This window comes from Rhodovibrio sodomensis, from assembly GCF_016583645.1.
Lineage (GTDB): Bacteria > Pseudomonadota > Alphaproteobacteria > Kiloniellales > Rhodovibrionaceae > Rhodovibrio > Rhodovibrio sodomensis.
Genome location: NZ_NRRL01000071.1, coordinates 17,793 through 40,377, shown reverse-complemented (window position 1 = coordinate 40,377; position 22,585 = coordinate 17,793). Strand labels below are relative to the sequence as shown.

At 60.4% G+C, this 22,585-nt stretch carries 21 protein-coding genes; 8 read left to right on the top strand and 13 right to left on the bottom strand.

Annotated elements, in window-relative coordinates; translation table 11 throughout:
• The first annotated feature begins 934 nt into the window (after window positions 1–934).
• Window positions 935–1,741, top strand: a complete 807-nt coding sequence (locus CKO28_RS18945) for a hypothetical protein (protein ID WP_200342380.1) — start codon at window positions 935–937, stop codon at window positions 1,739–1,741.
• A gap of 211 nt (window positions 1,742–1,952) precedes the next feature.
• On the opposite strand, the gene CKO28_RS18940 is transcribed toward CKO28_RS18945, so the two are convergent.
• Window positions 1,953–2,606, bottom strand: coding sequence for a thermonuclease family protein (locus tag CKO28_RS18940; protein ID WP_207168871.1), 654 nt, complete (start codon window positions 2,604–2,606; stop codon window positions 1,953–1,955).
• Window positions 2,590–2,970 (bottom strand): helix-turn-helix domain-containing protein, encoded by a 381-nt coding sequence (locus CKO28_RS18935; protein WP_200342378.1) that lies wholly within the window; start codon window positions 2,968–2,970, stop codon window positions 2,590–2,592. The genes CKO28_RS18940 and CKO28_RS18935 overlap by 17 nt, the downstream gene beginning before the upstream one ends.
• Window positions 2,971–3,144: 174 nt before the next feature.
• Here CKO28_RS18935 and CKO28_RS18930 point away from each other — a divergent pair, with 174 nt between their 5' ends.
• Both CKO28_RS18930 and CKO28_RS18925 read left to right on the top strand, forming a co-directional pair.
• Window positions 3,145–3,771 carry a tyrosine-type recombinase/integrase gene (locus tag CKO28_RS18930; protein WP_200342377.1) on the top strand — a complete coding sequence of 209 codons (627 nt, stop codon included), beginning with the start codon at window positions 3,145–3,147 and terminating at the stop codon, window positions 3,769–3,771.
• A gap of 206 nt (window positions 3,772–3,977) precedes the next feature.
• On the top strand, window positions 3,978–4,916 hold the full coding sequence (locus CKO28_RS18925) for a hypothetical protein (protein ID WP_200342376.1): 939 nt from the start codon (window positions 3,978–3,980) through the stop codon (window positions 4,914–4,916).
• A 98-nt stretch (window positions 4,917–5,014) separates the two neighbouring features.
• Here the strand turns inward: CKO28_RS18925 and CKO28_RS18920 are convergent, their stop codons facing one another.
• From CKO28_RS18920 to CKO28_RS18875, 10 genes are all read right to left on the bottom strand, one after another.
• Entirely contained in the window at window positions 5,015–6,073 is a 1,059-nt protein-coding gene (locus CKO28_RS18920) for a tyrosine-type recombinase/integrase (RefSeq protein WP_200342375.1), read from the bottom strand.
• Window positions 6,066–7,754, bottom strand: a complete 1,689-nt coding sequence (locus tag CKO28_RS18915) for a tyrosine-type recombinase/integrase (protein WP_200342374.1) — start codon at window positions 7,752–7,754, stop codon at window positions 6,066–6,068. The genes CKO28_RS18920 and CKO28_RS18915 overlap by 8 nt, the downstream gene beginning before the upstream one ends.
• A 152-nt stretch (window positions 7,755–7,906) precedes the next feature.
• Window positions 7,907–8,131: a helix-turn-helix domain-containing protein gene (locus CKO28_RS29380; RefSeq protein WP_200342373.1), complete on the bottom strand. Its 225-nt coding sequence runs from the start codon at window positions 8,129–8,131 to the stop codon at window positions 7,907–7,909.
• A 100-nt stretch (window positions 8,132–8,231) separates the two neighbouring features.
• Window positions 8,232–9,257 (bottom strand): GIY-YIG nuclease family protein, encoded by a 1,026-nt coding sequence (locus CKO28_RS18905; RefSeq protein ID WP_200342372.1) that lies wholly within the window; start codon window positions 9,255–9,257, stop codon window positions 8,232–8,234.
• 22 nt (window positions 9,258–9,279) lie between these two features.
• The gene (locus CKO28_RS18900; RefSeq protein WP_496196156.1) at window positions 9,280–9,957 is read right to left on the bottom strand and encodes a HEPN family nuclease; all 678 of its coding nucleotides are present in this window, start codon (window positions 9,955–9,957) and stop codon (window positions 9,280–9,282) included.
• Between the two features lie 18 nt (window positions 9,958–9,975).
• The gene (locus CKO28_RS18895) at window positions 9,976–11,190 is read right to left on the bottom strand and encodes a reverse transcriptase domain-containing protein (RefSeq protein WP_200342370.1); all 1,215 of its coding nucleotides are present in this window, start codon (window positions 11,188–11,190) and stop codon (window positions 9,976–9,978) included.
• A gap of 273 nt (window positions 11,191–11,463) precedes the next feature.
• The gene (locus CKO28_RS18890; RefSeq protein ID WP_200342369.1) at window positions 11,464–12,693 is read right to left on the bottom strand and encodes a type II toxin-antitoxin system HicA family toxin; all 1,230 of its coding nucleotides are present in this window, start codon (window positions 12,691–12,693) and stop codon (window positions 11,464–11,466) included.
• Window positions 12,694–12,729: 36 nt separating this feature from the next.
• A complete protein-coding gene (locus CKO28_RS18885) occupies window positions 12,730–13,455 on the bottom strand; it encodes a hypothetical protein (protein ID WP_200342368.1) in 726 nt (241 codons plus the stop codon).
• Window positions 13,452–14,306, bottom strand: a complete 855-nt coding sequence (locus tag CKO28_RS18880) for a hypothetical protein (RefSeq protein WP_200342367.1) — start codon at window positions 14,304–14,306, stop codon at window positions 13,452–13,454. The genes CKO28_RS18885 and CKO28_RS18880 overlap by 4 nt, the downstream gene beginning before the upstream one ends.
• A 120-nt stretch (window positions 14,307–14,426) precedes the next feature.
• Complete coding sequence (locus CKO28_RS18875) at window positions 14,427–14,711, bottom strand: hypothetical protein (RefSeq protein WP_200342366.1); 285 nt, start codon at window positions 14,709–14,711, stop codon at window positions 14,427–14,429.
• A gap of 231 nt (window positions 14,712–14,942) precedes the next feature.
• Between CKO28_RS18875 and CKO28_RS18870 the strand changes: the two genes are divergently transcribed.
• The 5 genes from CKO28_RS18870 (at window position 14,943) to CKO28_RS18850 (ending at window position 22,271) form a co-directional block, all read left to right on the top strand.
• The gene (locus tag CKO28_RS18870; protein WP_200342365.1) at window positions 14,943–16,493 is read left to right on the top strand and encodes a class I SAM-dependent DNA methyltransferase; all 1,551 of its coding nucleotides are present in this window, start codon (window positions 14,943–14,945) and stop codon (window positions 16,491–16,493) included.
• Window positions 16,486–16,926 (top strand): restriction endonuclease subunit S, encoded by a 441-nt coding sequence (locus CKO28_RS29375; RefSeq protein WP_200342364.1) that lies wholly within the window; start codon window positions 16,486–16,488, stop codon window positions 16,924–16,926. The genes CKO28_RS18870 and CKO28_RS29375 overlap by 8 nt, the downstream gene beginning before the upstream one ends.
• Window positions 16,927–17,019: 93 nt before the next feature.
• On the top strand, window positions 17,020–18,267 hold the full coding sequence (locus tag CKO28_RS18860; protein ID WP_200342363.1) for an ISL3 family transposase: 1,248 nt from the start codon (window positions 17,020–17,022) through the stop codon (window positions 18,265–18,267).
• 57 nt (window positions 18,268–18,324) lie between these two features.
• Window positions 18,325–19,134, top strand: a complete 810-nt coding sequence (locus tag CKO28_RS18855) for a restriction endonuclease subunit S (RefSeq protein WP_200342362.1) — start codon at window positions 18,325–18,327, stop codon at window positions 19,132–19,134.
• Window positions 19,131–22,271 (top strand): type I restriction endonuclease subunit R, encoded by a 3,141-nt coding sequence (locus CKO28_RS18850; RefSeq protein ID WP_200342361.1) that lies wholly within the window; start codon window positions 19,131–19,133, stop codon window positions 22,269–22,271. The genes CKO28_RS18855 and CKO28_RS18850 overlap by 4 nt, the downstream gene beginning before the upstream one ends.
• Window positions 22,272–22,295: 24 nt before the next feature.
• Here CKO28_RS18850 and CKO28_RS18845 read toward each other — a convergent pair whose 3' ends face one another.
• A complete protein-coding gene (locus tag CKO28_RS18845; RefSeq protein ID WP_200342360.1) occupies window positions 22,296–22,577 on the bottom strand; it encodes a DUF6462 family protein in 282 nt (93 codons plus the stop codon).
• Between the last annotated feature and the right edge of the window lie 8 nt (window positions 22,578–22,585).

Sequence of the window (22,585 nt, the reverse complement as noted above, 5' to 3'; positions counted from 1 at the left end):
AACGGTCATCGAGACGGGGTCGGGAAAACCAGCACGAAGGCGCTGCACGCTACAGTGCGAGTAAGCGTATTGGACCCGGTCCGCGTATCTCCATACAGGCCCGCGGCGTGTAACGGCCGCATCGAGAGGCCGAAGACACGACTGCACCTGACCGCATGCCTACACCGGACCCGAGGAAAAAGGGCTTGCATCTGTGGGGGCGTCCAGACACGCCTTGTCGAGGTTGCCCAGGGCGACATCCAGGTCGACAGCACCCCCGGACGGGGGACACGGGTCACGATCGCCCTTCCCGCCAGCGAGCCGATCGAGACCGGCGGCGGTGTGCCGGGCCCGGCGTCCTATTGTTCCGTCCGGGCGTGACCATCCGTTCGGTCGCGAGTCGGGGGTAACGATCGGCTAGGCATATCGCCGGCGCGGATCATGCGCCGGACGCGTTTGCTGGAGTTGATCAGATAGCCTTGGTGCGGGCGGGGGGACTCGAACCCCCACGGCCTGTGGCCCCGGGATTTTAAGTCCTCCGAATTAGAGCCTCCGCGAAACACCAGGATAAATTAAGGCCGTTTTATCAACGGGTTAACTATGAGAAATCATCCGCGCGTATCTGCACGCATCCGGGTTTTTTGCCGTTTGGTGCACCATGAGTGCACCACGACGGGCCGGCCCAAGACTGGTCGAATCCGCCTAGGCCCCAGGTCAATGCGCCCGGGTTCAGCCAGCGCCGGTCGATCTCTCCGTGGATTATGACGGCGGGTTTCGAGGGTGGACCTGCCGCCTCGCTGATCCGGGACGTCGGCCGGGTCGGGCCAAGACCTGCCGCCATGGTGTGCGCGTCCATCGCCCGGCTTTTCGGTATCAATCGGTGTCGCAGCCCCTTCTGCGTGATATTTTCGAGAGGTCTAGACGTGCAACTTTCGGAAGCGGAGCAACAGCGAGCGTGATAGATTTCGACCGAAACGACGAATGGGCACCGTCCCTGACTTTGGTCTTAAAGGACCACCTTCCATCAGATTTTGTAGACCAGATTGCCCGCTACGAGCCCGAGTTTCTAGAAGATGCGTTGAGCATCGTCTTCGAGCTCGGCAACCGAGAGCCAATTATTGATGTTACGCTTGAATGGCTGAGGTCCCACACGATTTTCGGCTACCACGGGACTCGGCTCACTGACACCGAGATCAGATCTGTCCAAGAGACCGGGCTTCTCCCGTTAGAGGCGGGAGCCCGGCATGCTCGCATCAGCCGAGCACTTTCCCACCATCCGGATTGGTCTAATCAGCATCACAGAGTCGATGCCCTAATCAAGGCTTACGGTCCAGATGCACGAGTAGGCAAGCGGGAAGGGCAAGCGCACCTAACGCTGTCTCGTGCGGGTCTTGTTAACAGCTTCAATCACTATCTCAACTACGGCTCGGAATTTGATCAACGGGTTGCTTATGATTTGCTCGGCCCTGACGGGGTTGAGCTTTTGGCCAACGATGGCAAACCAGTCCTGTTTAAGTTCGGCGTTCCAGGTCCTGACGCATTGCTCGCCGGGCATCCCTTCTTCGACGTGACAATGATGCGCGAACGTGGCGAAGTCCCAAACATTGTTCGAGAGTTTCTTGAGGTCTGGAGCTACGCGCTGGCTGATCCAGCCTACTGTGCCCGGCAACGTCAACTGGACTGCGGGCTGTTCTTTAGAGACCATATCCCGCCAGACTGGCTGCTTACCACTGAGTGTTTTCAAGATGTCCCAGGTAAATAACCCCTTAGAGAACGACTTATCTTAAATGTATAGATCGCTACCCAGAACTCTAAATAGATCACCCCTCGTCCACAAGACCGCTTAGGGTCACCTCCTGCGGCAGCATGTCTTCATAGCGTCGGCTGGTTTCGAGCCATCAATCGCCATCGCTCTGGTGCCATCGGGGCACCCGCGGCGAGCGTCTCGGTTTGGACCGTCCGGCGCCCCCAACTTACGGCAGGCTTTCGCAGGCACGCCCATCACCGTCACCATCGAGCCGGTGCGGATCGCCAGGACCGGCTTCCTCGTAAAACGCCTGGGCCTCGGCCTGGGTCGCGAAGTCGCCGCAGTCGCGGTCGCGGGACGAGGACGAGCCACCGGAACCCTGGCCGCCTAGTCGCTCGCCCTGACGCCAATCCCAGGGTGGCACGAACTGGCCCCGCCAGATGCCCACCTCGTCAGCTTCGGCACGTCGTTCTTCGGGCACGTAGTCTCGGGAGTAGCGGCGATAGGCGAGCGCCCAGCCGTTCCGCACGAGCCAGGCATTCAGGTCGGTTGAGCCCAGGTAGCACACGGCGATCAGCCGGCCGTAGCGGTCCCGGTCACGGCCCTCGCAGCGAACGGTGCGGCGATCGATCTTCGCATCCAACGCGTTGGCGCTTCGGCGCCCACACGGCCACCGCTGACCACCCGCGATGCAGGTCTGGGCGCCTTCCGGCGCGTCGATCCCGTGCAATCGGATATCGACATCTCGGATCTCCAACGTGTCGCCGTCCGTGACGCTCGCTCGGCCGGTCACGCTCTGGGCGGCCGCCGGGCTTGCGATGGCGACGGCTACGACCGTGCCTACCGCGGCAATCGCCTGAGCCCTACGACGGACGCTCATCCGGCGCCGACTTCGCGATTGAGCGGAGGAGGTCGAGAACGCCCTGCAACGTGGAACGCGGAACCGCATGCGCGAGCCGGATCAGCTCCGTCGTCTGACGGCTATCAGACACCTCGGTCTCGGGCGCTTTCGCGTCGAGCACCTCCCGGACCTCGGCTATGATCTGTTCGGGCGTGGTCCCGTAGACGCTCGCAAGCTCGACAAACCGCGAGAAAAACACACGGTTGGTGCCCTTCTCGTACTTCTGTAGCTGCTGGAACGTAACACCGACGCGTCTTCCGGCCTGATTCTGCGACAAGCCAGCCTCGGCGCGCTTTCGGCGCAGGACACTGGCAAGAGCCGAGTCGTAGGATTTCTGCTTCATACAACCGATGATGCAACATAAACGCGAACCGTCAACGACATTACAACGCAAACAGACCCAAGCATGCACAGTGACCGCGATGCCGCGGCCCGGGCGCCCACCGAAAGCGGCACCCTCCGGCGATAAGCTGGCACGTTGCGCTCCTTGAGAAACCTCGAACAAGGAGACGAGACGATGTCCACGACGCCCTCAAAGCCAGTAAAGGGAACAGCCTGGAACTCGGGTAAGCTCATCGGGCCGAAGCCGCCGCTTCAAGCCAAGCATGTCTGGGCCATCCGAACGCACCTCCAGCTCGCCGGCAAACCTCGCGACCTCGCCCTGTTCAACCTGGCGATCGACAGTAAGCTACGCGGCTGCGATGTGGTGGCGATCAAGGTCGCCGACGTCGCGCCCCACGGCTACGCCCTCGACCGTGCCACGATCCGCCAGCGGAAAACCGGTCGCCCGGTGAAGTTCGAACTGACGGACCAGACCCGCGAGGCCGTCGATGTCCACGTTCGGCGGTCCGGCAAGACAGGAGGCGACTACCTTTTTGACGGTCGCGGCGGTCAGGGCCGGCACTTGTCCACGCGCCAGTACGCGCGGCTCGTCTGCGACTGGATCGGGCTCGCGGGTCTCGACCCGGCGCTGTTTGGTACGCACTCGTTGCGTCGCACGAAGGCGACGCTGATCTACCGGCGAACCGGCAACCTGCGTGCGGTGCAGCTCTTGCTCGGCCACACGAAGATCGAGAGCACGGTCCGCTACCTGGGCGTGGAGGTCGACGACGCCCTCGCCATCGCGGAGAAGGTCGACGTCTGAACCTGAGGGCGGAGCCGCCACGCTCCGCCCCAGGCATCGCAGCGGCCTCGGGCCAGAATCAGACATAGCATATCGGCCATGGATCTTATCCGTGTAAATAAGTCAGGCGGGCTTCCAGCTTTAGTGGATAGACTTGACTCGAAAGGCGGCGATTTTTGACACTTCTAAGTACGAAACATCAGACGTACCTGGAGCGAAATATTATAATGTCGGAAAAAGAAAACGAGAGCAATCGAGAAAGCCTAGATAACCGCGTAAAGAAATGGCTCTCGAAGGAAGGTTATCCAACGGAATTTCAAACTGCAAAAATATTGAGAAATCAAGGGTATGCGGTAACACAGGGGCTGCACGTACCAGACGTTGAACGGGATAAAATGCGAGAAATTGATGTAATAACAAATTGTGATGAGCACATGGGTAATTTTTTGCTAAGGATAAATCACGTATTCGAATGCAAGAAACCGTCTAAGCCTTGGGTTATTTTTACTAGCCCATATTCGCGTATGGCGTCATCGGGTGCGATTGCACAGGCACCTTCGAGTCTTGGAGCAGAAGCACTTTTATGGGTACTTGCTGGCAGTGAGTACGTTCAAGGTCTTGACATTTTTAAAGCGTGGACTCGCCCTGGATTCAATGCGCGGGAGTTTCAATCGTCAGGAAGTGATGCTTGCTATAATGCATTACAATCTCTTTGTGATCTTGTTACGTCTATCACTGAGATTCATAACATGCAATTCAGTGATGAGGGTGAAATCCTTTACTCAAGTGTTGTCGCGTTCCCAGTCCTTGTGTTAAATAGTCCGCTTTTCGAGGCTTTCTTTTCGGTTGAAGATGGTGATATGCGTGTCCAAAGAGCTGGACACATACGCTGTTACTGGCAGGGCTCGTACAAACGGCGCTTCATAACCCCCGTGGATATAGTAACGCTTGAGGAGCTACCACGTTTTGCTGCTATTCGCCATAAAGAAACGCACGAACTTTTGAGTGTCATGCGTTATGTGCATAACGAAGTGCAGACGTTTGAAAAATCCGGGAATATTGACGCCGTTGATATTCCGGAGACATCTCGTGGTATAATCGGGGCACCAAGGCTTTTCCAAAATATCATGAGAAAACACGAGAATCATTTGACAAATGGGGGCTAGCTATACTGTTTTTGAAGCATTAGGCCGCTTCGGGCCATCATGTGCCGACGCATAATCAGAAGGGTTAGGCGGGTTTCCAGACACCTTCAGTCATCGGCTCAGCACCCTGCCTTGTGGTGATCGCGTAGACGACTGATGGTCGAAGCGTGGGCTCTGAGCGCTCGGTGCCGCTGAGCTTGGTTGTAGTGGGCTTCGGTCATACTCGGGTCGTGATGGTCGAGCATGGTTCCGGCCATCCGAACGTGTTCTGGCAGGTCGAGCGCCCATGCGGTGGCTAGGCAATCGCGGAATCGGTGAGGTGGGATGGGTATGCCCAGTCTCGCGGCCGTGTGCTTTCGGACGACCACGTTGACAGCCATCGCACTGAGGGCATCACCGAACTCGGTTAGCCAGAGGGCCTCGCGAGGCTCGGCGTTGCGCGGGCCCGCGGCGAGCACCTCGCGGTGATGCTCGAGATAGCGATCGACGCGTGCCGTGAGGTCGTCGGGCAGTCGGTGCTCACTGGCGCGCTTCTGCTTGGTCTCCGCGGCTGAGAATACGAGCCAGTACGCGCCGCCATCGTGACGTAGGTTAACGTCGAGTCGCATATCGGTGAACTCCTGACGGCGAGGTGCCCGCGCGGCCAGGATGGCGATGATCAACCCGTCCCTGTATGCGACGGCAGCACGCCTTGCTTTTAAGGTGCCGTCGGTCTCGGCCTCGTCCATCAACCGCATGCCCAACGTGTAGAGTTCGGCCGGATGCGTGAGTGCGTCGGGTTTCGGCTTGCTTGGCTCCGCGTCCCGGCGAAGCCGAGCCTTGAGATCCTTCAGCCACTTCCAGTCGTGTTGTGGGGCGAAGAGCTGCATGGCTCGGTAAAGGCGGCGTACCTGGTTGGCGACAGAGACGGCGGCCTGTCGCTCGCGCAAGTCGGTCACGTAAGCTTCAACGTTGGCTTGCGTGACGCGCTCGCCCGGCGCTCCCGAGAGCATCCCGTGCGCAGCAAGCCACCCAAGCCATAACCCGTAGTCTTGCTCGAAGTTTTTCACGGTCGATGAGCGCCAGTGTGCCGCGCCCCCTCCGTCATCGAAGATGTCGCCAGCGGACCGCACGGCGGCCCAGGCATCGCGATCCGCCTGTGGCCAGGCGGTTAGCGGCAGAGACTTCACCTCAGCCATGGTCAGTGTCCTCCACGCTGCCGACCAGCTTCGTTTGCAGGGCTAGAATGTGCTGGTCGTACATCTCCACGGCCTGCTGACTGTCGAACTCCGCGTAGGTTTCAACGGTCGTCTTCAGCGAGCGGTGGCCGAGCACCTGGCGGACGACCTCGAACTGGCCGGGATTGGCGTCGAGGTACAGCTTCGCAGCCAGGTGGCGGAAAAGGTGCGGATGCACCGTCAGGCCCGTCTCGCGTTTGATCGCGGTCTTGAGGTACGTGCCGAACGCGGCGATGTGCTGATGGCTGCCTTCACGGCCGGGGAAGAGCCAGGCGCCGTTATCCCGGACCAGCAGCGGGCGGTAGGAATGAACGTAGCTGTCCAGCAGCTTCGCTGTTCGCGACGGTAGTTCCACCTGGAGCGTCTCGCGGTTTTTGACCTCCATGCCAGGGAGGTGAAGGAAGGTTCGGCCTTTGCCGTTGGCTTGAGTGCGGGTGACATGCTGGTCCAGGTTCAACGTCGCGAGGTTGCGCACCCGCATCGGGAAGATCAGCAACAGCTCGATGGCCAGCGCGGTGCGCATGCGGTAGGCGTCGCGCACCGTGGCGGTTGATCCGCACCTCTTCGCGAGCCGGTCGGGGAGGGTGATGAGCGCAGCGACGTTATCAGGGTCGGCGAACGGGCGCAGGCGCTCGCGGTTTCGCTCCGACATGCCACTCCCGCGGTATTCGACCCGCTTGTAGGCGTGGTGTACGGCGTCGAATTCTGATTGGTCGATGGCCCCGCGCTGGACGAGGTAACGGGCGGCGCCGAGCCCGGCGTTCGCGATTTGGGTCAACTGGGTGGAACGTTGCTGGCACTGGCGTTCATAGAAGAAGCGGAGGCCTGCTTTGTAGCGATCGGGTTCGACGAGCGCGGCCAGGCTGACGAGTTCGTCGCAGGTGGCCGCCTCGCGGTGCACCATTGCCGACGCGAGCTGGCGTAGTTGGAATTTCTGGGTCTGGGCCGAGACCTCGGCGAGCGGTTTGAGGCCGGTGGTCCCGAACGGGTCGCTCCCGCTGCGTTCGCGGAAGTAGTCGTCGACCTCCGAGAGAAGTTGGGGCGGGAAGGCATCCCAGTCGAAGGTGTAGCCGGGATCCCTGGTGCGAATTGTGATTTCGGTCGGCGGCCAGCCGGGCACCTCGCGAGCAGCCTTGTTCCAGTTGATCATGGCCCGATGCGCGGCACGCTCGGGGGTCCGGCAGATCGAGTGGTTCTCCAGGGCGTCGCGAAACACGGCGAAGTGGGCGTCGCCGATCTCCCCTGGCGCCCAGCCGTTGTCGGAGGCGAAGTGAGCGAAGCGCGAGAGCCCATATCGCAGCCACGGGACGTCGATCGCGTCGAGCAGCTGTTGCCAGTCAGACGTGAGCTGGCCCTTGTGCCGGCCGGGTTCGATGAAGGCGCCCGTATGCCGCAGGGCCTTCCTGAGTTGTGAGCGGACGTTCGACCAGGTGCGGCCACTCACGCCGGCCGCAGCGGGTTCGACTGCCTTAAGGCGGTTCGTCAGAACGGGTGGGCTCGCCGAGATGTCGCTCAACGCGACGCCCAGCGTACGGCCGACGTGGCGGATGGCCCAGGCCATGTCCTGCTGTTCGCGCTGACTAAGCTCCGTATCGGACTTGATTGCGGCCAGCACGTCGGCCAGCGTATTCGGTGCGCTCATCTTGCGCCTCCTCGTGGTCCTCGTGACGCCAGTGCGCCTGACAGCAGTGTCCTAGGTAAGACACCGCGTGACAGGCGTCCCGTTTCGTGAAAGCGGATGCTAACAAAACACGGCCGATTATTAGGTCGCGTTCTCACGAAACCGATTTTTGTCTAGGAAAATGGAACACGGGGCATGTCTGTGGCGACATCCAGCGCCTGATCCTTGAGAAATCGATGTAGCGCTGACGGCGCTACGCGAACCCGACTCCCGAGTTTGAATGCTGGAATGTCGCCAGCAGCGACCCACCTCCTAACTTGGCGTTCGGAGACGTTGAGGGTGCGCGCGACGTCAGTTACCGAGAGCAGCTTTTCGCTGTTGCCAGTGGGGCTCGCCATGACCGCCTCCTTTCGACGCAAAGTCTTTCTGCCGGTCAGGCTCGCCCCGTAATTGTTCTTCGCCGTCAGTCAACGCGGCGTTGGTGGAGATGTGCACCCGCTACACCGGCGTCTCGAGGATGTCATCGGCGAGCTGGGGACAGTGGTACCGCGCGTAGAAACAGGCACGCTTCCGCATCATGGCGATATTGGCTCGCCGCGCTGCCCCTATGACACGGGGGTCTTCCAGCAGACGCTGAGCTTCCTCGAGGCCGAACACCAAGAAGCCAATCTGATCGCCCCCAAGGACGTCATACTTACGCTCCGCATCTATCACGGATGGCGCAATCTTGCTTAGCTCGGCGAACGCGGCGTCTTCATCCGGAGCGATCGGAGAACGGGCGACATGAAACGCGACAAAAGGTACGTCTGCGTCAATAGGGGCGCTTGGCTTGGTACACCGATGCCCGACTGTGAGCACCTCACATGTAGCTAGGTTAATCCGGGCCCATTCCCGGTTTTGCCTACGAGATACATAAGCAGAAGGCGAAGGCCACACGGTCAGGGCCCAGAAGCTCATCTCTGTCGCCCGCGGCGCGGGGATAGCAAGTGATACATAGGTCCGAAGAAAGTTCACGAGTTCTCCGTAAAAGGACTTTTCAGCAATGGTAGCGTGGCTCCTTTCGTATCGGGCTCGCTGGTTCGGGTCCACTATACGGGCGCTTTGATCCTGAATGTCCTGGCCCGACAAGAAGTTATCTTGATCGGGCTGCGGCACCACGGCGTCGAAATCTGCAGCCGAGGCAGGCCAACTCATGTGCTCGATGTTTCGGAGCGTCACACCCGTGGCTTCTAATTGTTGGATAAGCGCTTGCTCTTCGTGGGATTGTTTTGGGATGCTTAAGGGCTTGAAAGCGAAATATTCAATGTCGCCATGCGTCCTGTGATGAGCCACAAAGCGCTGTTTGAGGTCTTTGGTACGACCGGCATAGTAGGCGCCATCGGCAAAAGCTAGGATATATAGCCCTGGGTGTTCGCCCCTCTTGAAGAAATCAGCAACCGTAGGTCGATTTTTTACATAGAAAAATTCGCTGAAGCCGAAACTGTTTCTCAGGCTATCAACGCGCGATTCGACGGGCAGGGTCATGGATGGCGTAACAATACACTGATCACGCGGCGTCGGCGATTTCTTTGTCCAAACCGTGTAGTTGGAGCCATTGTGCCCACTGCTGAAGAAACTGGTGGAAATCTTCTTCTTTGACCTTCCAGATACGGCAGGTTTGGCTATTTTGATGGCGGTTCACGAAGGCAAGTTGTTGTACGAAACTACCTTCGGTTGGATGCCCATCGGCATCTAGATAATGTATCGCGCCATGTGCGAGCGCGTTACGAAGATCCCGTAGCGCGTCTCGCGTAAGGGCCTTCGCGGCGTCACATTGAGCCTCCGCTCCGTTTAGTCGATCAGTCTGGCGTCGGCCCAGTCCAGCTGATGGATCCGGTGCTGGGACACCCGCAGCATGGTACCAAGTCACGTCAGCGTTGAACGGAGCAGCGCCGAACGCTTGGTCGTCGCCCAAGGCGCGATCTATATGGTTCGCCAGTTCCTCGGACCTATGCCGATCATTGACGGTCTGCCGACGGAGGTTTGGTTGATAAATTCGCTCAAGCGGCAGGAAAAGCATCGGCATAGACATTGAAAGCAACAGTGTCGTTGTGAATGGACCTGCTGCGTACCCGTGTTCAACCGTGTGCGAACCGTAGTGCCTGCTGGACACTATGGGGTATAGCCCATCGAGCAGTATGCGACACCTCTGCACGACGTCGCGACTAAAATGGTCCGGTACCATGGCCCTTGCCTGTGTTTATCATGTGCCCTGATGCGCAAGGTTGTCAGCTTTTTCTTTGGCGCGTTGAATCGTGACGACAAACATCGCATCCGCTGGTAGAGGCTTGTGCCAGTTCGGGAAAGACTTGCCCCACCGGCTGGCATATATATCAATCTTTTCATCGCGTGGTTCGGGGTGGGCGTTAGCGCCAAGCCTCGCTGCACGATCCATGAACCGGTGAAACGCCTTGTTGGATGGGCGGCAGCGGAAGAAACCACCCCAGAACTCCGAGGCCTGCTCGTATCTTCGCCCGATGAAGTCCACGCCCTTGATCTGCAGATCCTTGACGTGTGCCGAGCGCAACCCGACCGGGCCGACAGGATCTTCCGCAAGCGCCTGCGCCAGTGCCTTGCGCGTGACCTTGGCCTGGCTCTTCGAGGCGGTCGGGATCAGGAGGTCGTCGCCGTAGAGCAACGCCCGGCCACACGGCGCAACCTTTTCAACGACCCTCCCGATCGCGATCCCGGCCACCTCGCTCGAGCAGACGGCACCCTGCGGGATCCCGCGACCCGGCCGGTCGCGATGCGCGCCTGTATCTCCCCCTGTATCTGGGGAGTGTGCGGAGCCCTGTCTTCCGTTCCCGATCACAGTCTCAACGACTGTGTTCGGTAACGGGAGGACCCGCTTCAGGCCGTCGTGGCCGAGCGAACCGAAGCAATCCGCGATGTCAGCGGTAACGAACCAGATGTAGCCCTGGGCGTGCAAGTCGGCGACCTCGTTGTAGACGGCCATGGGGCCGCCGCCGGAGCGGGCGAAGTCGAACGCGGTGCGGCGGCCCAGCGCCTTCAGGGCGTCGTCGACGAGGATCTGCAGGGCGGTACGGCGGTAGCCGAAGGTGGTGATGGGGCGGGTCCCACCCTCGGGCTTGGGTTTCTCGTAGTAGCCGATCGGCTCGCCGCAGTCGCGCCATGGTGAGAGGCGCTGGGCCTCGCGGTCGAGCTCGCCCTCCGTGATGGCCTTGTGCTTGCGGGCGGCGGCACGGGCCAAGGCGACCTTCTTGGCGGCGTAACTGGCGAGATAGGTGTAGGCCCGGCCACGTGCAGCCCGCTGTCGGCCATGCACCGCCGCATCCTCCACGCTCTCAAGCTGCGCGGCCGCGGCATCCGCGGCGCGCAGGAGGCCTGCGGGGGCGACGTTGGGCAGCGTGCCCGCGACCCCGGTCGCCTTATCCCGGATGTTGGGCGTGTCCCACATGACCGTCGCCAGCGTCCTCCTTGGTTGGCGCTACGGATACCCCGTGCACCCCTGTCCGGTGCTGTCAACAGCTGTCCGGTGGCCAAGATCGGAAGTAGCGCACAACGCGCTTAGGGGTCTGCGGCCGGCCTGCGCGGACGCGTTTGTAATCTATGCCGAACTGTGAGACGTCAGACAGCCACGACTGCAATCGATTGCAGACTGGATCTAAAGCTGAACGCAGAGATCAGATTTCGTTGCGCCGCAGAACTGGCTCTAGGCCAAATTCCTTGGCTAAGCAGATACCGGGAGGCGTCCCTTCAGGAGATCGGGTAAACGCGAGATCGGGTGTCCGCCGACCGCATCGAGTGCATGCTTCATCGCCCCGGGTGTGAGGGTCTTGCGGTTGCCTGGCAGAACGATCGTTGGAGCGCCGGCTTTCTCGAGTTTAACGTGTGATCCTTTGGCGCCCCTGCTGCATGTGTAGCCATAATGCCTCGTCAGGGCTTTGATCACCGCCTCGGTTGAGGCGCTAACCCCGGGATCTACGGTAGTTGGGTTAAAAATTGGGCGCGCGCCTCGAGGAAGAACCATGTAGATCTCGGCGGAGATGGGAGCCAAAGATGTTATGACTTTCGGGGAGATCGACCAATTTCTAGGTGGTGTTACTGGCGATGCCTTCCCGTCCAGAACTTGCGATTGTAATTCATGAAGTCGATTATGATACTCTGGGTCTGCGGAATACGTCATACCTAGATTGTAGCCAGCCGGTTGAGCTCGGATAGACTCATCCAAGAATTCGCGGAAGCCAAACAAAATAGCAGGATCTAAGCGCTTTTTATATCGTGATTCGGCTAGGCGTCGGTAGCTGTCGGCGTTCGCGAGGCCTTCTTCGATACAAGCAGAGGTCAAGAACGTTTTGCGATACACGTTGCGTTTGTAGGGGCGATAACGGTCTTGTCTAGTCGCGACTAGCAGGCGAAAACCAAGGCTTTCCACTTTATGATGGAACTGTTCATGAAGGAAGAAGGCATAAAACCCGCAGCGGAGTAGGTGCTTTGGAATGTTGGCCCGTGGGATACTGACCCTCGACCAATTAACATAGGAGGCTACGCCCAAGGCATAGTCGAGAACGCAGCTCTCGCGAATGTAAATGCCCCAATCATATCCGAAGAAATGTATAGGGCAATACCATGCGCAGTGTGGTCCTGGTGCCTCTTGGCGAGAAATCTGGAAAATGCCGGTCGGAATATTTTTGTTCCGACCATACATAATTTCCTGAACTTGTGCCCACCACTCTTGGATCCTGGGATCGTCTAGATCAATCGGAAAACCTTCGAAGTCATCGTCGGGGACAAAACCAAAAATAGATTCAATTGATGTGGCATAAACGGTTTCATTGTCGCCGATATGGCCGATATCAGGTAGATCGATCTCCTCGGTTTGGGTATCGGCTAGATAGTTTGTCGGGTTGATGTTGTGCGATTTCAGTATATGTATTATTTCTTTCGTCGGTAACGTCATGCGCTTGATCCTCGTGAATAATCGGAAGGTAGCTGTTCAGACAACGTCGCCGATCAGCACGTCCAGAACGATCGCCGCGAAACCGGCAGTTGCCGTATCACCAAGCGCCATTTTCAGCTGGGTCCTGGACACGGTTCCGCGCCGCAGGGTCTCACCCGCGGTGAACGCCGCGGTTACGAGAGCTGAACTGGCCACGCCCTCGACGGCTTCCGTAACGATGCTATCCCCGCGGAGATCGGCCGTCGTATCCGCGACCGTGCTGGTGAGCGCAGCGTTGGCGAAGCCGCTGCTCTCGATGCCGGGTAGTGCGCTCGCCACTTCATCGGTCGCGCGGACCGCGATGTCGGGGTACTTGGTCAGGTGCTCGGTGATGTGGCTGGCTGACTCGACGGCCTTGAGCTGGACGAGGCCGACGCTGTCACCGTCGACGTAGAACTCCAGGTCGGCCCCGGCGTGGTTCGTCGCCTGGAACAGCTGCGCGGCGACCTCGTCACCGTCGACGTTCTCCGCATAGGCAAACAGTAACTCGTGGTAGATGCCCTTCACGTTGCGCAGTGCGGCCTGGAGCGCTTCCGGCTCGAGGCTCACCACGTAGGCTTTGAGTTCGGTCGGAGAGGCGTGGTTCAAGGCGTTGGCCGAGCGCCGGAGCGCGTCCAGCACCAACTGCTCCTCGACCGACCAGAACCGAGTGGCATCTTCCACGAGCCGCTGAAGCGTGACGGCCAGGACAACGGCGGCCGATCGGGTCGCGCGGCCGGTCATCGCATAGCTCCGACAGCGATGCGGCTGATCTCGTCAGTGGCCTTGCGCAGTTTACGCCGGTTCAACGGGGCCAGGGTCGAGACGAAGGGGGCCGCTCCGCTGATGCCCTCTTCGGCGAGGCTATGGTTGTCCCAGTGCAGGTCGATGTGGTGCACGAGCGGGATCAGGACCTGCTCGGCGACCACGCGCATCTCATCACGCGAGGGCTTTTCGCCGGTGGAGGCCTGCTCCTGCAGCGCCTTGATCACCGGGGTGCAGGATTCGAGCATCACCCGCTCGTGGTCCTGCAACTCTTCGACCGGTCGTTGCCGACCGAAAACACTGCGACGTACACCACGCATCGCAACAAAACCGACGCCTAGCCCGGCACCTCCCAAAATGGCGCCACCCCCGGCGACGCCCAAGGTGAACAGCGATCCGACCCAGTACAACTGCGCGGTCGTCGCGGCGGCCCCAGAGAGGCCGGCGATGGCGGTCCCGGTGGAGGCTGTGCCAAATATCGAGATGAGCCCCGTGATCCCACTCACGGCGGCTACAGCACTGGCCTTGCCCACAAGGACACTGACAATCCGGCGGGCCTGCTTGTTTGAAGTTTGTTGGATTGCTGCAACGACATCCGTTAGCGCGTGTTCAAGGCGCACAACCGCGTCTTTTTGGGGGCTTGGACTGAAACGCTCCGCAAGGGCACGGGCCTGCGCATTGACCCATTCCTGGGCTTCGGGCGCTCGGGCCAGAGCCTCTTGAGCTTGTGTGCGCGCCCAGGCTGCGGACGTCGTTGTGTAGCGTCCCGGATGGTACCAGCGGTCCTGGGCGTTACGCCCCGCTTCCGGTGTCTGGGGTCGATCGTCCAATGTCTCGTCCCATCCGCGTGCTAGACATGTTCCCCATAAACTTTCGCTTGCACGGCACGCGTGTGCAATCGATTTCATAGGCTGTGAGACTGTTAGATGTCTGAGCGGCCTCGGGCCAGATCACGAGCCAGGGTCGATCTCGCCCTTCTTGTATTTCTGGTAGAGCTGGGCCTGGAGCTTGCGGGCTTCAGGTCGACGGTCTTTCTTTTCCGACGGGGCGACCTCGAGACCGTAGTGCTGGACGACGGCATCCAGAACGAGAGCCCGGAGCGTGGTCTCTTCCTCGGATGCCCGCTGCTTCAGCGCTTGGAATACATGCTTGGGCAGCCTGACGGAGAGTTGCCGCTCGTCAGCCTTGGTATGATCCTTCTTGCTCGGTTTGGCCTTATGGATCGTGACGGACACAGCGCCTCCTTGCGCAGGTTCCGAAAAGGTTTGTGGAGCCAGCAGCGTGAGCGCTCTGCGCGCGCGTTGTCGATAGGCGCTCATATTCTGCAGGTTGCAGACGTCAGGCGACTCGCATATCAGTTGGGCTAGAATAGCCACGGCTCGCTAGGGGCTACGCCTGGGGCACGCGCGGCCGATCAGCACGCCGAGGCCCTTCGGCGCCACGATTCACAGGACAACGGACCTATCATGGCGAAGCCGAAGAAGAACCAGAACGGCGCAAACCTCGGATTCGAGGCTGAGCTCTTCAAGACCGCGGACAAGCTCCGCGGGAACGTCGATCCGGCCGAGTACAAGCACATCGCTCTCGGCCTCATCTTCCTGAAGTACATCTCGGACGCTTTCGAAGCGAAGCAGGCGGAGCTGCAGCACGAGGATTACGCCGATCCCGAGGACCCGGAGGAATACCGGGCCGCGAACGTCTTCTGGGTGCCACAGGCCGCGCGCTGGTCGAACCTCAAGGCGAACGCGCGCCAGTCGGACGTCGGCAAGCGGATCGACGACGCGCTGGACGCCATCGAGGACTACAACCGCTCGCTCAAGGGCGTGCTGCCGAAGAACTACGCGCGCCCGGCGCTGAGCTCGATCATGCTGGGCGAGCTCATCGACCTGGTTTCCAACATCGATGTCGGCGGCGACGAGGCCCGGTCCAAGGACGTGCTCGGGCGCGTCTACGAGTACTTCCTGGGCGGCTTCGCCAGCGCGGAAGGCAAGCGAGGCGGCGAGTTCTACACGCCGCGATCCGTGGTGAAGGTGCTCGTGGAGATGCTCGAACCCTATCAGGGGCGGATCTACGACCCCTGCTGCGGATCGGGCGGTATGTTCGTCCAGTCCGAGAAGTTCGTCGAGCGCCACGGCGGGCGGATCGGCGACATCGCCATCTACGGCCAGGAGAGCAACCCGACCACGTGGCGGCTGTGCAAGATGAACCTTGCCCTCCGCGCGATCGACTCGGACATCCGCTGGAACAACGAAGGGACGCTCCACAAAGACGAGCTAAAGGACCTCCGCGCGGACTACATCTTGGCCAATCCGCCGTTCAACGACTCCGACTGGGGCGGTGACCGGCTGCGCGACGACGCGCGCTGGAAGTATGGTGTGCCGCCGGCCAGCAACGCCAACTACGCATGGCTCCAGCACATCATCCACCATTTGGCTCCAAAAGGGACCGCCGGCGTGGTGCTGGCCAACGGGTCCATGTCCTCGATGCAGTCAGGCGAGGGGGCGATCCGCCAGGCGATGGTCGAGGACGACGTGGTGGACTGCATGGTCGCGCTGCCGCAGCAACTCTTCTACTCGACGCAGATCCCGGCCTGCCTGTGGTTCCTGACCCGGAATAAAAATCCGGGGGAAGATTGGCGAGACAGACGCGGCGAAGTTCTCTTTATAGATGCTCGCGAACTTGGGTACCTAGTAGATCGTACACGGCGAGAATTCAGCGAAGATGAAATCGCAAGAATCGCAAAGGCGTATCATGCTTGGCGCGGCGAGCCTGGCGCTTCAAACTACGAAGACGTTCCGGGTTTTTGCAAAGCTGTTAGGCTTCATGAAATCCAAGAGCACAGTGGCGTCCTTACGCCCGGACGATATGTTGAATCCGAGAAGACGGGCGACGATGATATGCCGTTCTTGGAAAAGTTTTCTGAATTTAGAGCTTCTCTTGAGGATTATTTGTCGGAGAGTGAGAATTTAAACGCGAGAATTCGCAAAAATTTAGATAGGGTGAATCTCGATGGCTGAGTGGCCTGAAACGTCCTTGGCAGAAGTGGCCCGTATAACCAGCGGTAAGCGTCCTAATATCGTGTCTAACACGCCCTCCGCGAGCTGCTCGGTCCCAATTATTGGCGGTGGCGGACCATCCGGGTTCACAGATGCGGCACTATTCGACCCAGGTGTGTTGATCACGGGCCGTGTCGGCACGCTTGGCAAGCTTTTTGTCGCGTCTGAGCCTTGCTGGCCGTCCGACAACGCTCTTGTAGTACGACCTAATCAAGACTGTATATACCCTCATTATCTTAGATATGCTCTTCAGAATGTCATCGGTGAAGCAGCCGGTATGAATCGTGGAGCCGCAAACCCGCTTATTACACAAAAAGACCGGCTCCTCGACGCTGCGAATGGATTTCGGGTGGCGCTTCGCCCCGGCTGCACGGCAGGTTGGTCCCCGAGTTGAACGGGTAGAGCCGCGGCTGGCGGGCGGAGCCCCTCCATAAGGCGGAGCCCGCCAGCCGCGGCGGCCAACGGCAGCAGCGGTCGGGAGGCTCCGGTGAGCAGCAGCCAGGACATCTTCGCCCTCGGTCTCGGTCTGGAGGAGCCCTGGACGCTCCTCGATCAGCACCTCGACACCAGCAAGCAGCCGCACGAGCTGCACCTGCGCGTGGGCACGCGCCGCGGGGCGCAGTTCCCGTGTCCGACGTGCGGGCGGTCGTGCAAGGCGCACGACTTCAAGGAGATGACCTGGCGGCATCTGAACTTTTTCCAGCATCACTGCTACCTCACCGCCCCGGTGCCGCGGGTGAGTTGCCCTGACCACGGCGTCAAACGGATCCAGGTGCCCTGGGCGCGCGAGGGCAGCAGCTTCACGCTGCTGTTCGAGCAGGCCGCCCTGGCGCTGGTGCGCGAGATGCCGGTCGCGGCGGCGGCCCGGCAGATGGCGGTCACCGACAAGCGCCTGTGGCGGGTGGTGCTGTTCTACGTCCACCGGGCGGTCGCCCGCATGGACCTGAGCGCGGTGCGTGCGGTCGCGTTCGACGAGACCGCCGCCAAGCGCGGGCATCGCTACATCACCGTGTTCATCGACCTCGACCGTAAGGACGAGCCTGTGCTGTTCGCCACACCGGGCAAGGGCAAGGACTGCGTGCGGCAGTTCCGGCGCTTCCTGGAGGCCCACGGCGGCGACGGCGCGGCGATCGCTGAAGTGGTCTGCGACATGTCCGCCGCCTTCCAAAACGCGGTCGACGAGACCTTCGAGAACGCCAGCCAGACGGTCGACTGGTTCCACGTCGTTCAGCTGTTCACCGATGCGGTGGAGAGCGTGCGCCGTAGTGAGGCCAAGCAGACCAAGATGCCCAAGGGCGCCCGGTGGGCGACCGTGAAAGGCGGGGATGGCCCGCTGAAGGACCGGGATCGCGACGCGCTCGCCGAGCTCGAACGCCTCGGCCTGGCCACCGGGGAGGCGTACAAGATCAAGGAGAAGCTACGCTGGGTTCGGAAAGCCGCGACCCCGCAGGCCGCCCGCTGGCGGCTGACACGCTTCCTGAACCATGCCGAGGAGATGGCCGCCGGCGACGAAGCGCTGGCACCCGTCCGCAAGGCGATCGCCACCGTCCGGCAGCAGATCGACCGGATCATCCAGCGCTGGTACTCAACCCATTCCAACGCCCGCCTGGAGGGCCTGAACTCGATCTTCCAGGCTGCCCGCCACCGGGCACGTGGCTACAGCAGCCCGGCCACCTTCATCGCCATGATCTACCTGCTCGCAGCCCCGATCGGCGATATCTCGAAATCCATTTGAAGCGTCAGAGCGCCAAAAGACCTTGGAAGACTAAAAATTCCGCTCCCTTCATTATTTGTGCAACAACAAATCTCTCATGTTCTTGGCGCTCTTGATGATAAAATCAACTTAAGTTTGCGGATGAATGAAACACTCGAAGCGATGGCGCGCGCCATCTTCAAGGACTGGTTCGTCGATTTCGGTCCGGTCCGTGCGAAGATGGAAGGGCGCGAACCCTATCTGAGCCCTGAGATCTGGGATCTGTTTCCTGCGCGCTTGGATGATGAAGGGAAGCCGGAGGGGTGGTACACGTCTGTCGTTGGCGACGAATTCACGTTAACCATGGGCCAAGCTCCGCCTGGCGATAGCTATAACGCTAATCATATCGGTGTCCCGTTCTTCCAGGGGCGAACTGATTTTGGGCCGAGATACCCGACGATTAGGATGTTTTGTACGCAGCCAACTCGTCTAGCTTACAGAGATGATACGTTGGTTAGCGTTCGTGCCCCGGTTGGTGAAATAAATATGGCACCGGAAAAATGTTGTATCGGACGGGGTGTGGCAGCCGTTCGCCATCGACTCGGTGGGAGGTCGTATACGTACCAAGCGGTGAAGCAGATACAGGAGCAAATCCGAGTTTTTGAGGATACGGGAACTGTTTTTGGTTCAATAAACAAAAAACAATTCCGGTCTTTGAGCGCTATGAGACCATCGGACAATCTTGTGAGTGAATTTGAAAAGTTGTGTGAACCGTTCGATGAACGGATACGCCAAAACGTTTTCGAGAATCAAAAATTAAGGCAAATGAGAGATATTCTGTTGCCACGACTTATTTCTGGCGAGGCCGAAATTAGGGATGCGGAGATTGGTTCAGGAGATGCGGCTTGACGGCGGTTGGTGAAAACGCAGTCGAGGACGCAGCGCTCTCATGGTTTTCTGAGCTCGGTTACGGGGTCGAACACAGTCCAGAAATCGGGCCAGAAGGCAGTAGACCTGAGCGACTGAGTTATGACAATGTCATTCTCGGCCAACGGTTCCGGGACACTCTTAATCGGCTAAACCCTCATCTTTCCAGGGATGCCCTTGAGAACGTCGAGGCAACCGTACGGCGCATGGAGAGTCCTGCGCTGATCCCTGAGAACAGGCGGATACACGGGCTTTTGGCCGAAAGCGTAAACGTCGAAATCACGCGGGAAGACGGGAGCCTGGCAACCGAAACGGCCAGGCTTTTGGATTTTGACGATCCTGCTAACAATGACTGGCTCGCTGTAAACCAGGTCACGGTCGTTGAGAATCAAAAGAACCGGCGCGCGGACGTTGTCGTTTTCGTGAACGGTTTGCCCCTCGCGGTGCTCGAGCTGAAGAACCCTGGAGGCGAGCACGCCACCCTGGAGGCGGCCTTCAACCAGCTGCAGACCTACAAGACCGATATCCCGTCCCTCTTCCGGACCAACGTCATCAACGTCACATCCGATGGCCTGGAGGCGCGGGTCGGGTCGCTGACGGCCGATCTCGAGCGCTTCATGCCGTGGCGTACGACGGATGGCAGTGATCTGGCACCCAAAGGCTCACCGGAACTCGGCACGGTGATTCAGGGGATCTTCGAGCCCTCGCGTTTCCTGGATCTGCTTCGGGACTTCACGGTTTTCGGTGACACCGGCTCTGAGACCGCCAAAATCGTCGCCGGCTACCACCAGTTCCACGGCGTCAAGAAGGCCGTTGAGAAGACCGTCGAAGCCTCGGATCCGCAAGGGGATGGGCGCGTCGGCGTCATCTGGCACACGCAGGGCGCGGGCAAGAGCCTCCTGATGGCCTTTTACGCCGGCAAGATCGTCAAGCATCCGGCAATGGAGAACCCGACACTGGTCGTTCTGACCGACCGTAATGACCTGGACGGGCAGCTGTTCGGGACCTTCTCGATGTGCAAGGACCTGATCCGCCAGACGCCGTATCAGGCCGAGAGCCGCGCCGACCTGCAGGAGGCGCTGAACCGCCAGGCCGGTGGTGTCATCTTCACGACGATCCAGAAGTTCGCCCCAACGTCGGAGCAGGACCACGTGCCGGTCCTGACCGACCGGCGGAACGTGGTCGTGATCGCGGACGAGGCGCACCGCAGTCAGTACGGCTTCAGCGCGAAGTTTTCCGATGCCACGGGCGAGGTGTCTTACGGGTTCGCGAAGTACCTGCGCGACGCACTCCCGAACGCCTCGTTCATCGGGTTCACCGGCACGCCAATCGAGCAGGAAGACAAGAACACGCCGGCGGTCTTCGGCACCTACATCGACGTCTACGACATCAGCCGCGCCGTCGAGGATGGCGTCACAGTGCCGATTTACTACGAGAGCCGTCTGGCTCGGATCCAGCTGCCGGAGGACAAGAAGCCCGAGATCGACGCCGAAATCGAGGCCCTGACGGAGCAGGATCCGGAAGACCAACGCGAGCGGCAGAAACGGAAGTGGGCGCAGACGGAGGCCTTGGTGGGCGCGGAAGAGCGCCTCCGGCTCGTGGCCCAGGACATCGTCGATCACTTCGAAGCCCGGATCACCGGCTTGGACGGCAAAGCGCTCGTGGTGTGCATGAGCCGGCGCATCTGTGTGGCGCTCTACAACGAGATCGTAAAGCTCAGGCCAGACTGGCACAGCGACAGTGACGACGGCGGCGCGATCAAGGTCGTGATGACCGGGGCTGCCAGCGATCCATCCGACTTCCAGCCGCACGTGCGGAACAAGGCCGGCCGCGACTACATCGCCAACCGGATGAAGGACCCGTCGGATCCGCTGAAGATGGTGCTCGTGCGCGACATGTGGCTCACCGGCTTCGACGTGCCCTGTCTTCACACGATGTACGTCGACAAACCCATGAAGGGCCACGGCCTCATGCAGGCGATCGCGCGCGTCAACCGCGTGTTCCGGAACAAGCCAGCCGGGCTCGTCGTCGATTACATCGGCATCGCCCAAAACCTGAAAAATGCGCTCGGGCAGTACTCCAAGAAGGACCAGCAGTACGCCGGTGTCGACGAAGCCGAGGCCGTCGAACTGCTTCAGGAGAAGTACGAAGTCGTGTCGAGCATGTTCCACGGCTTCGACTACAGCCTCGCGTTGACCGGCACATCGCAACAGCGGCTCCAGGTGATGGGGCAGGCGATCGAGTGGATCCTGCAGAAGCAGCAGGAGTGGGCCGCGCAGGAGACGAGCGAGGAGGGGAAAAAGCGCGCCCGCCGACGTTTCAACGACGAGGTGCTCGCCCTCTCGAAAGCTTACGCTCTGGCGAGCGCGACCGATAAGGCCCGCGAGCTCCGCGACGAGATCGGCTTCTTCCAGGCGATCCGCGCAGCCCTCGTCAAGAGCACCTCGAGCGGCAGCAAGACCGATGCCGAGCGCGACCTGGCGGTCCAGCAGATCGTCAGCCGATCGGTCGCGTCGACGGACATCGTCGACATCATGGAGGCGGCGGGGATCAGCCGACCGGATATCTCGATCCTCTCGGACGACTTCCTCGCGGAGATCCAGCAGACGAAACAGAAGAACCTTGCCCTTGAGGCGCTGAGGAAGCTGGTCAACGATCAGATCCGGTCGCGCAGCAAGACCAACGTCGTGGAGAGCAAGCGCTTCTCGGAACGTCTCGACGAGGCGATCGCGCGCTACCACAGCAACGCCGTAACGACAGCCGAGGTCCTCCAGGAACTCATCGACATGGCCAAGGAAATCCGCGCGGCGCAGGAACGCGGCGCGGAAGAAGGGCTCGATCCCGATGAGGTGGCGTTCTACGACGCGTTGGCCGACAACGAGAGCGCGGTCGAGGTGATGGGTAACGATCAGTTGAAGGTCATCGCCCAGGAACTGCTGAACCAGGTCAAGAAGAACGTCACTGTGGATTGGGCGCACCGCGAAGGGGCACGAGCGCAGATGCGCGTGCTCGTCAAAAGGATTTTAAGGAAATACGGCTACCCGCCCGACCTGCAGGACGCTGCTGTGCAGACCGTCCTGCAGCAGGCCGAGGTGGTCACGGCCAAATGGGCGGCGTAGCCGGTTGGACTCTTCGGGTCTGTCTCAGCCCGCCTTGTTGTTGTCGTTTTTCAAGCCGCGGTGCCGCTCGATCCATGCATCCAGCTGGTCGAGGTCAATCAGCACGCGCCGGCCAACCCGGACGACGGCGCCAGCCTCTTCGAGCCCGTTACCGGGAATCGTCTCGCCCCGGCTGTTAACCCGGGGCCGCGCCTCGTGGATGAGGTGGCGCAGCGCTGACATCGAGAGCCAGTTGTAGCCCGGGGTTTCCGGGACCTGCGTGGCGCGGACGATGCGCTTCGGCGAGGCGTTCTGCTGGTTGTTCATGAGTACCC

Excerpts from the sequence above, each read along its gene's own strand:
- CKO28_RS18925 (WP_200342376.1), top strand. The coding sequence starts at position 3,978 with ATGTCGGAAAAAGAAAACGAGAGCAATCGAGAAAGCCTAGATAACCGC.
- CKO28_RS18920 (WP_200342375.1), bottom strand. The coding sequence starts at position 6,073 with ATGGCTGAGGTGAAGTCTCTGCCGCTAACCGCCTGGCCACAGGCGGAT.
- CKO28_RS18870 (WP_200342365.1), top strand. The coding sequence starts at position 14,943 with ATGGCGAAGCCGAAGAAGAACCAGAACGGCGCAAACCTCGGATTCGAG.
- CKO28_RS18890 (WP_200342369.1), bottom strand. The coding sequence starts at position 12,693 with ATGACGTTACCGACGAAAGAAATAATACATATACTGAAATCGCACAAC.
- CKO28_RS18915 (WP_200342374.1), bottom strand. The coding sequence starts at position 7,754 with ATGAGCGCACCGAATACGCTGGCCGACGTGCTGGCCGCAATCAAGTCC.
- CKO28_RS29380 (WP_200342373.1), bottom strand. The coding sequence starts at position 8,131 with ATGGCGAGCCCCACTGGCAACAGCGAAAAGCTGCTCTCGGTAACTGAC.
- CKO28_RS29375 (WP_200342364.1), top strand. The coding sequence starts at position 16,486 with ATGGCTGAGTGGCCTGAAACGTCCTTGGCAGAAGTGGCCCGTATAACC.
- CKO28_RS18900 (WP_496196156.1), bottom strand. The coding sequence starts at position 9,957 with ATGGTACCGGACCATTTTAGTCGCGACGTCGTGCAGAGGTGTCGCATA.
- CKO28_RS18895 (WP_200342370.1), bottom strand. The coding sequence starts at position 11,190 with ATGTGGGACACGCCCAACATCCGGGATAAGGCGACCGGGGTCGCGGGC.
- CKO28_RS18905 (WP_200342372.1), bottom strand. The coding sequence starts at position 9,257 with ATGACCCTGCCCGTCGAATCGCGCGTTGATAGCCTGAGAAACAGTTTC.
- CKO28_RS18940 (WP_207168871.1), bottom strand. The coding sequence starts at position 2,606 with ATGAGCGTCCGTCGTAGGGCTCAGGCGATTGCCGCGGTAGGCACGGTC.
- CKO28_RS18930 (WP_200342377.1), top strand. The coding sequence starts at position 3,145 with ATGTCCACGACGCCCTCAAAGCCAGTAAAGGGAACAGCCTGGAACTCG.
- CKO28_RS18845 (WP_200342360.1), bottom strand. The coding sequence starts at position 22,577 with ATGAACAACCAGCAGAACGCCTCGCCGAAGCGCATCGTCCGCGCCACG.
- CKO28_RS18885 (WP_200342368.1), bottom strand. The coding sequence starts at position 13,455 with ATGACCGGCCGCGCGACCCGATCGGCCGCCGTTGTCCTGGCCGTCACG.
- CKO28_RS18935 (WP_200342378.1), bottom strand. The coding sequence starts at position 2,970 with ATGAAGCAGAAATCCTACGACTCGGCTCTTGCCAGTGTCCTGCGCCGA.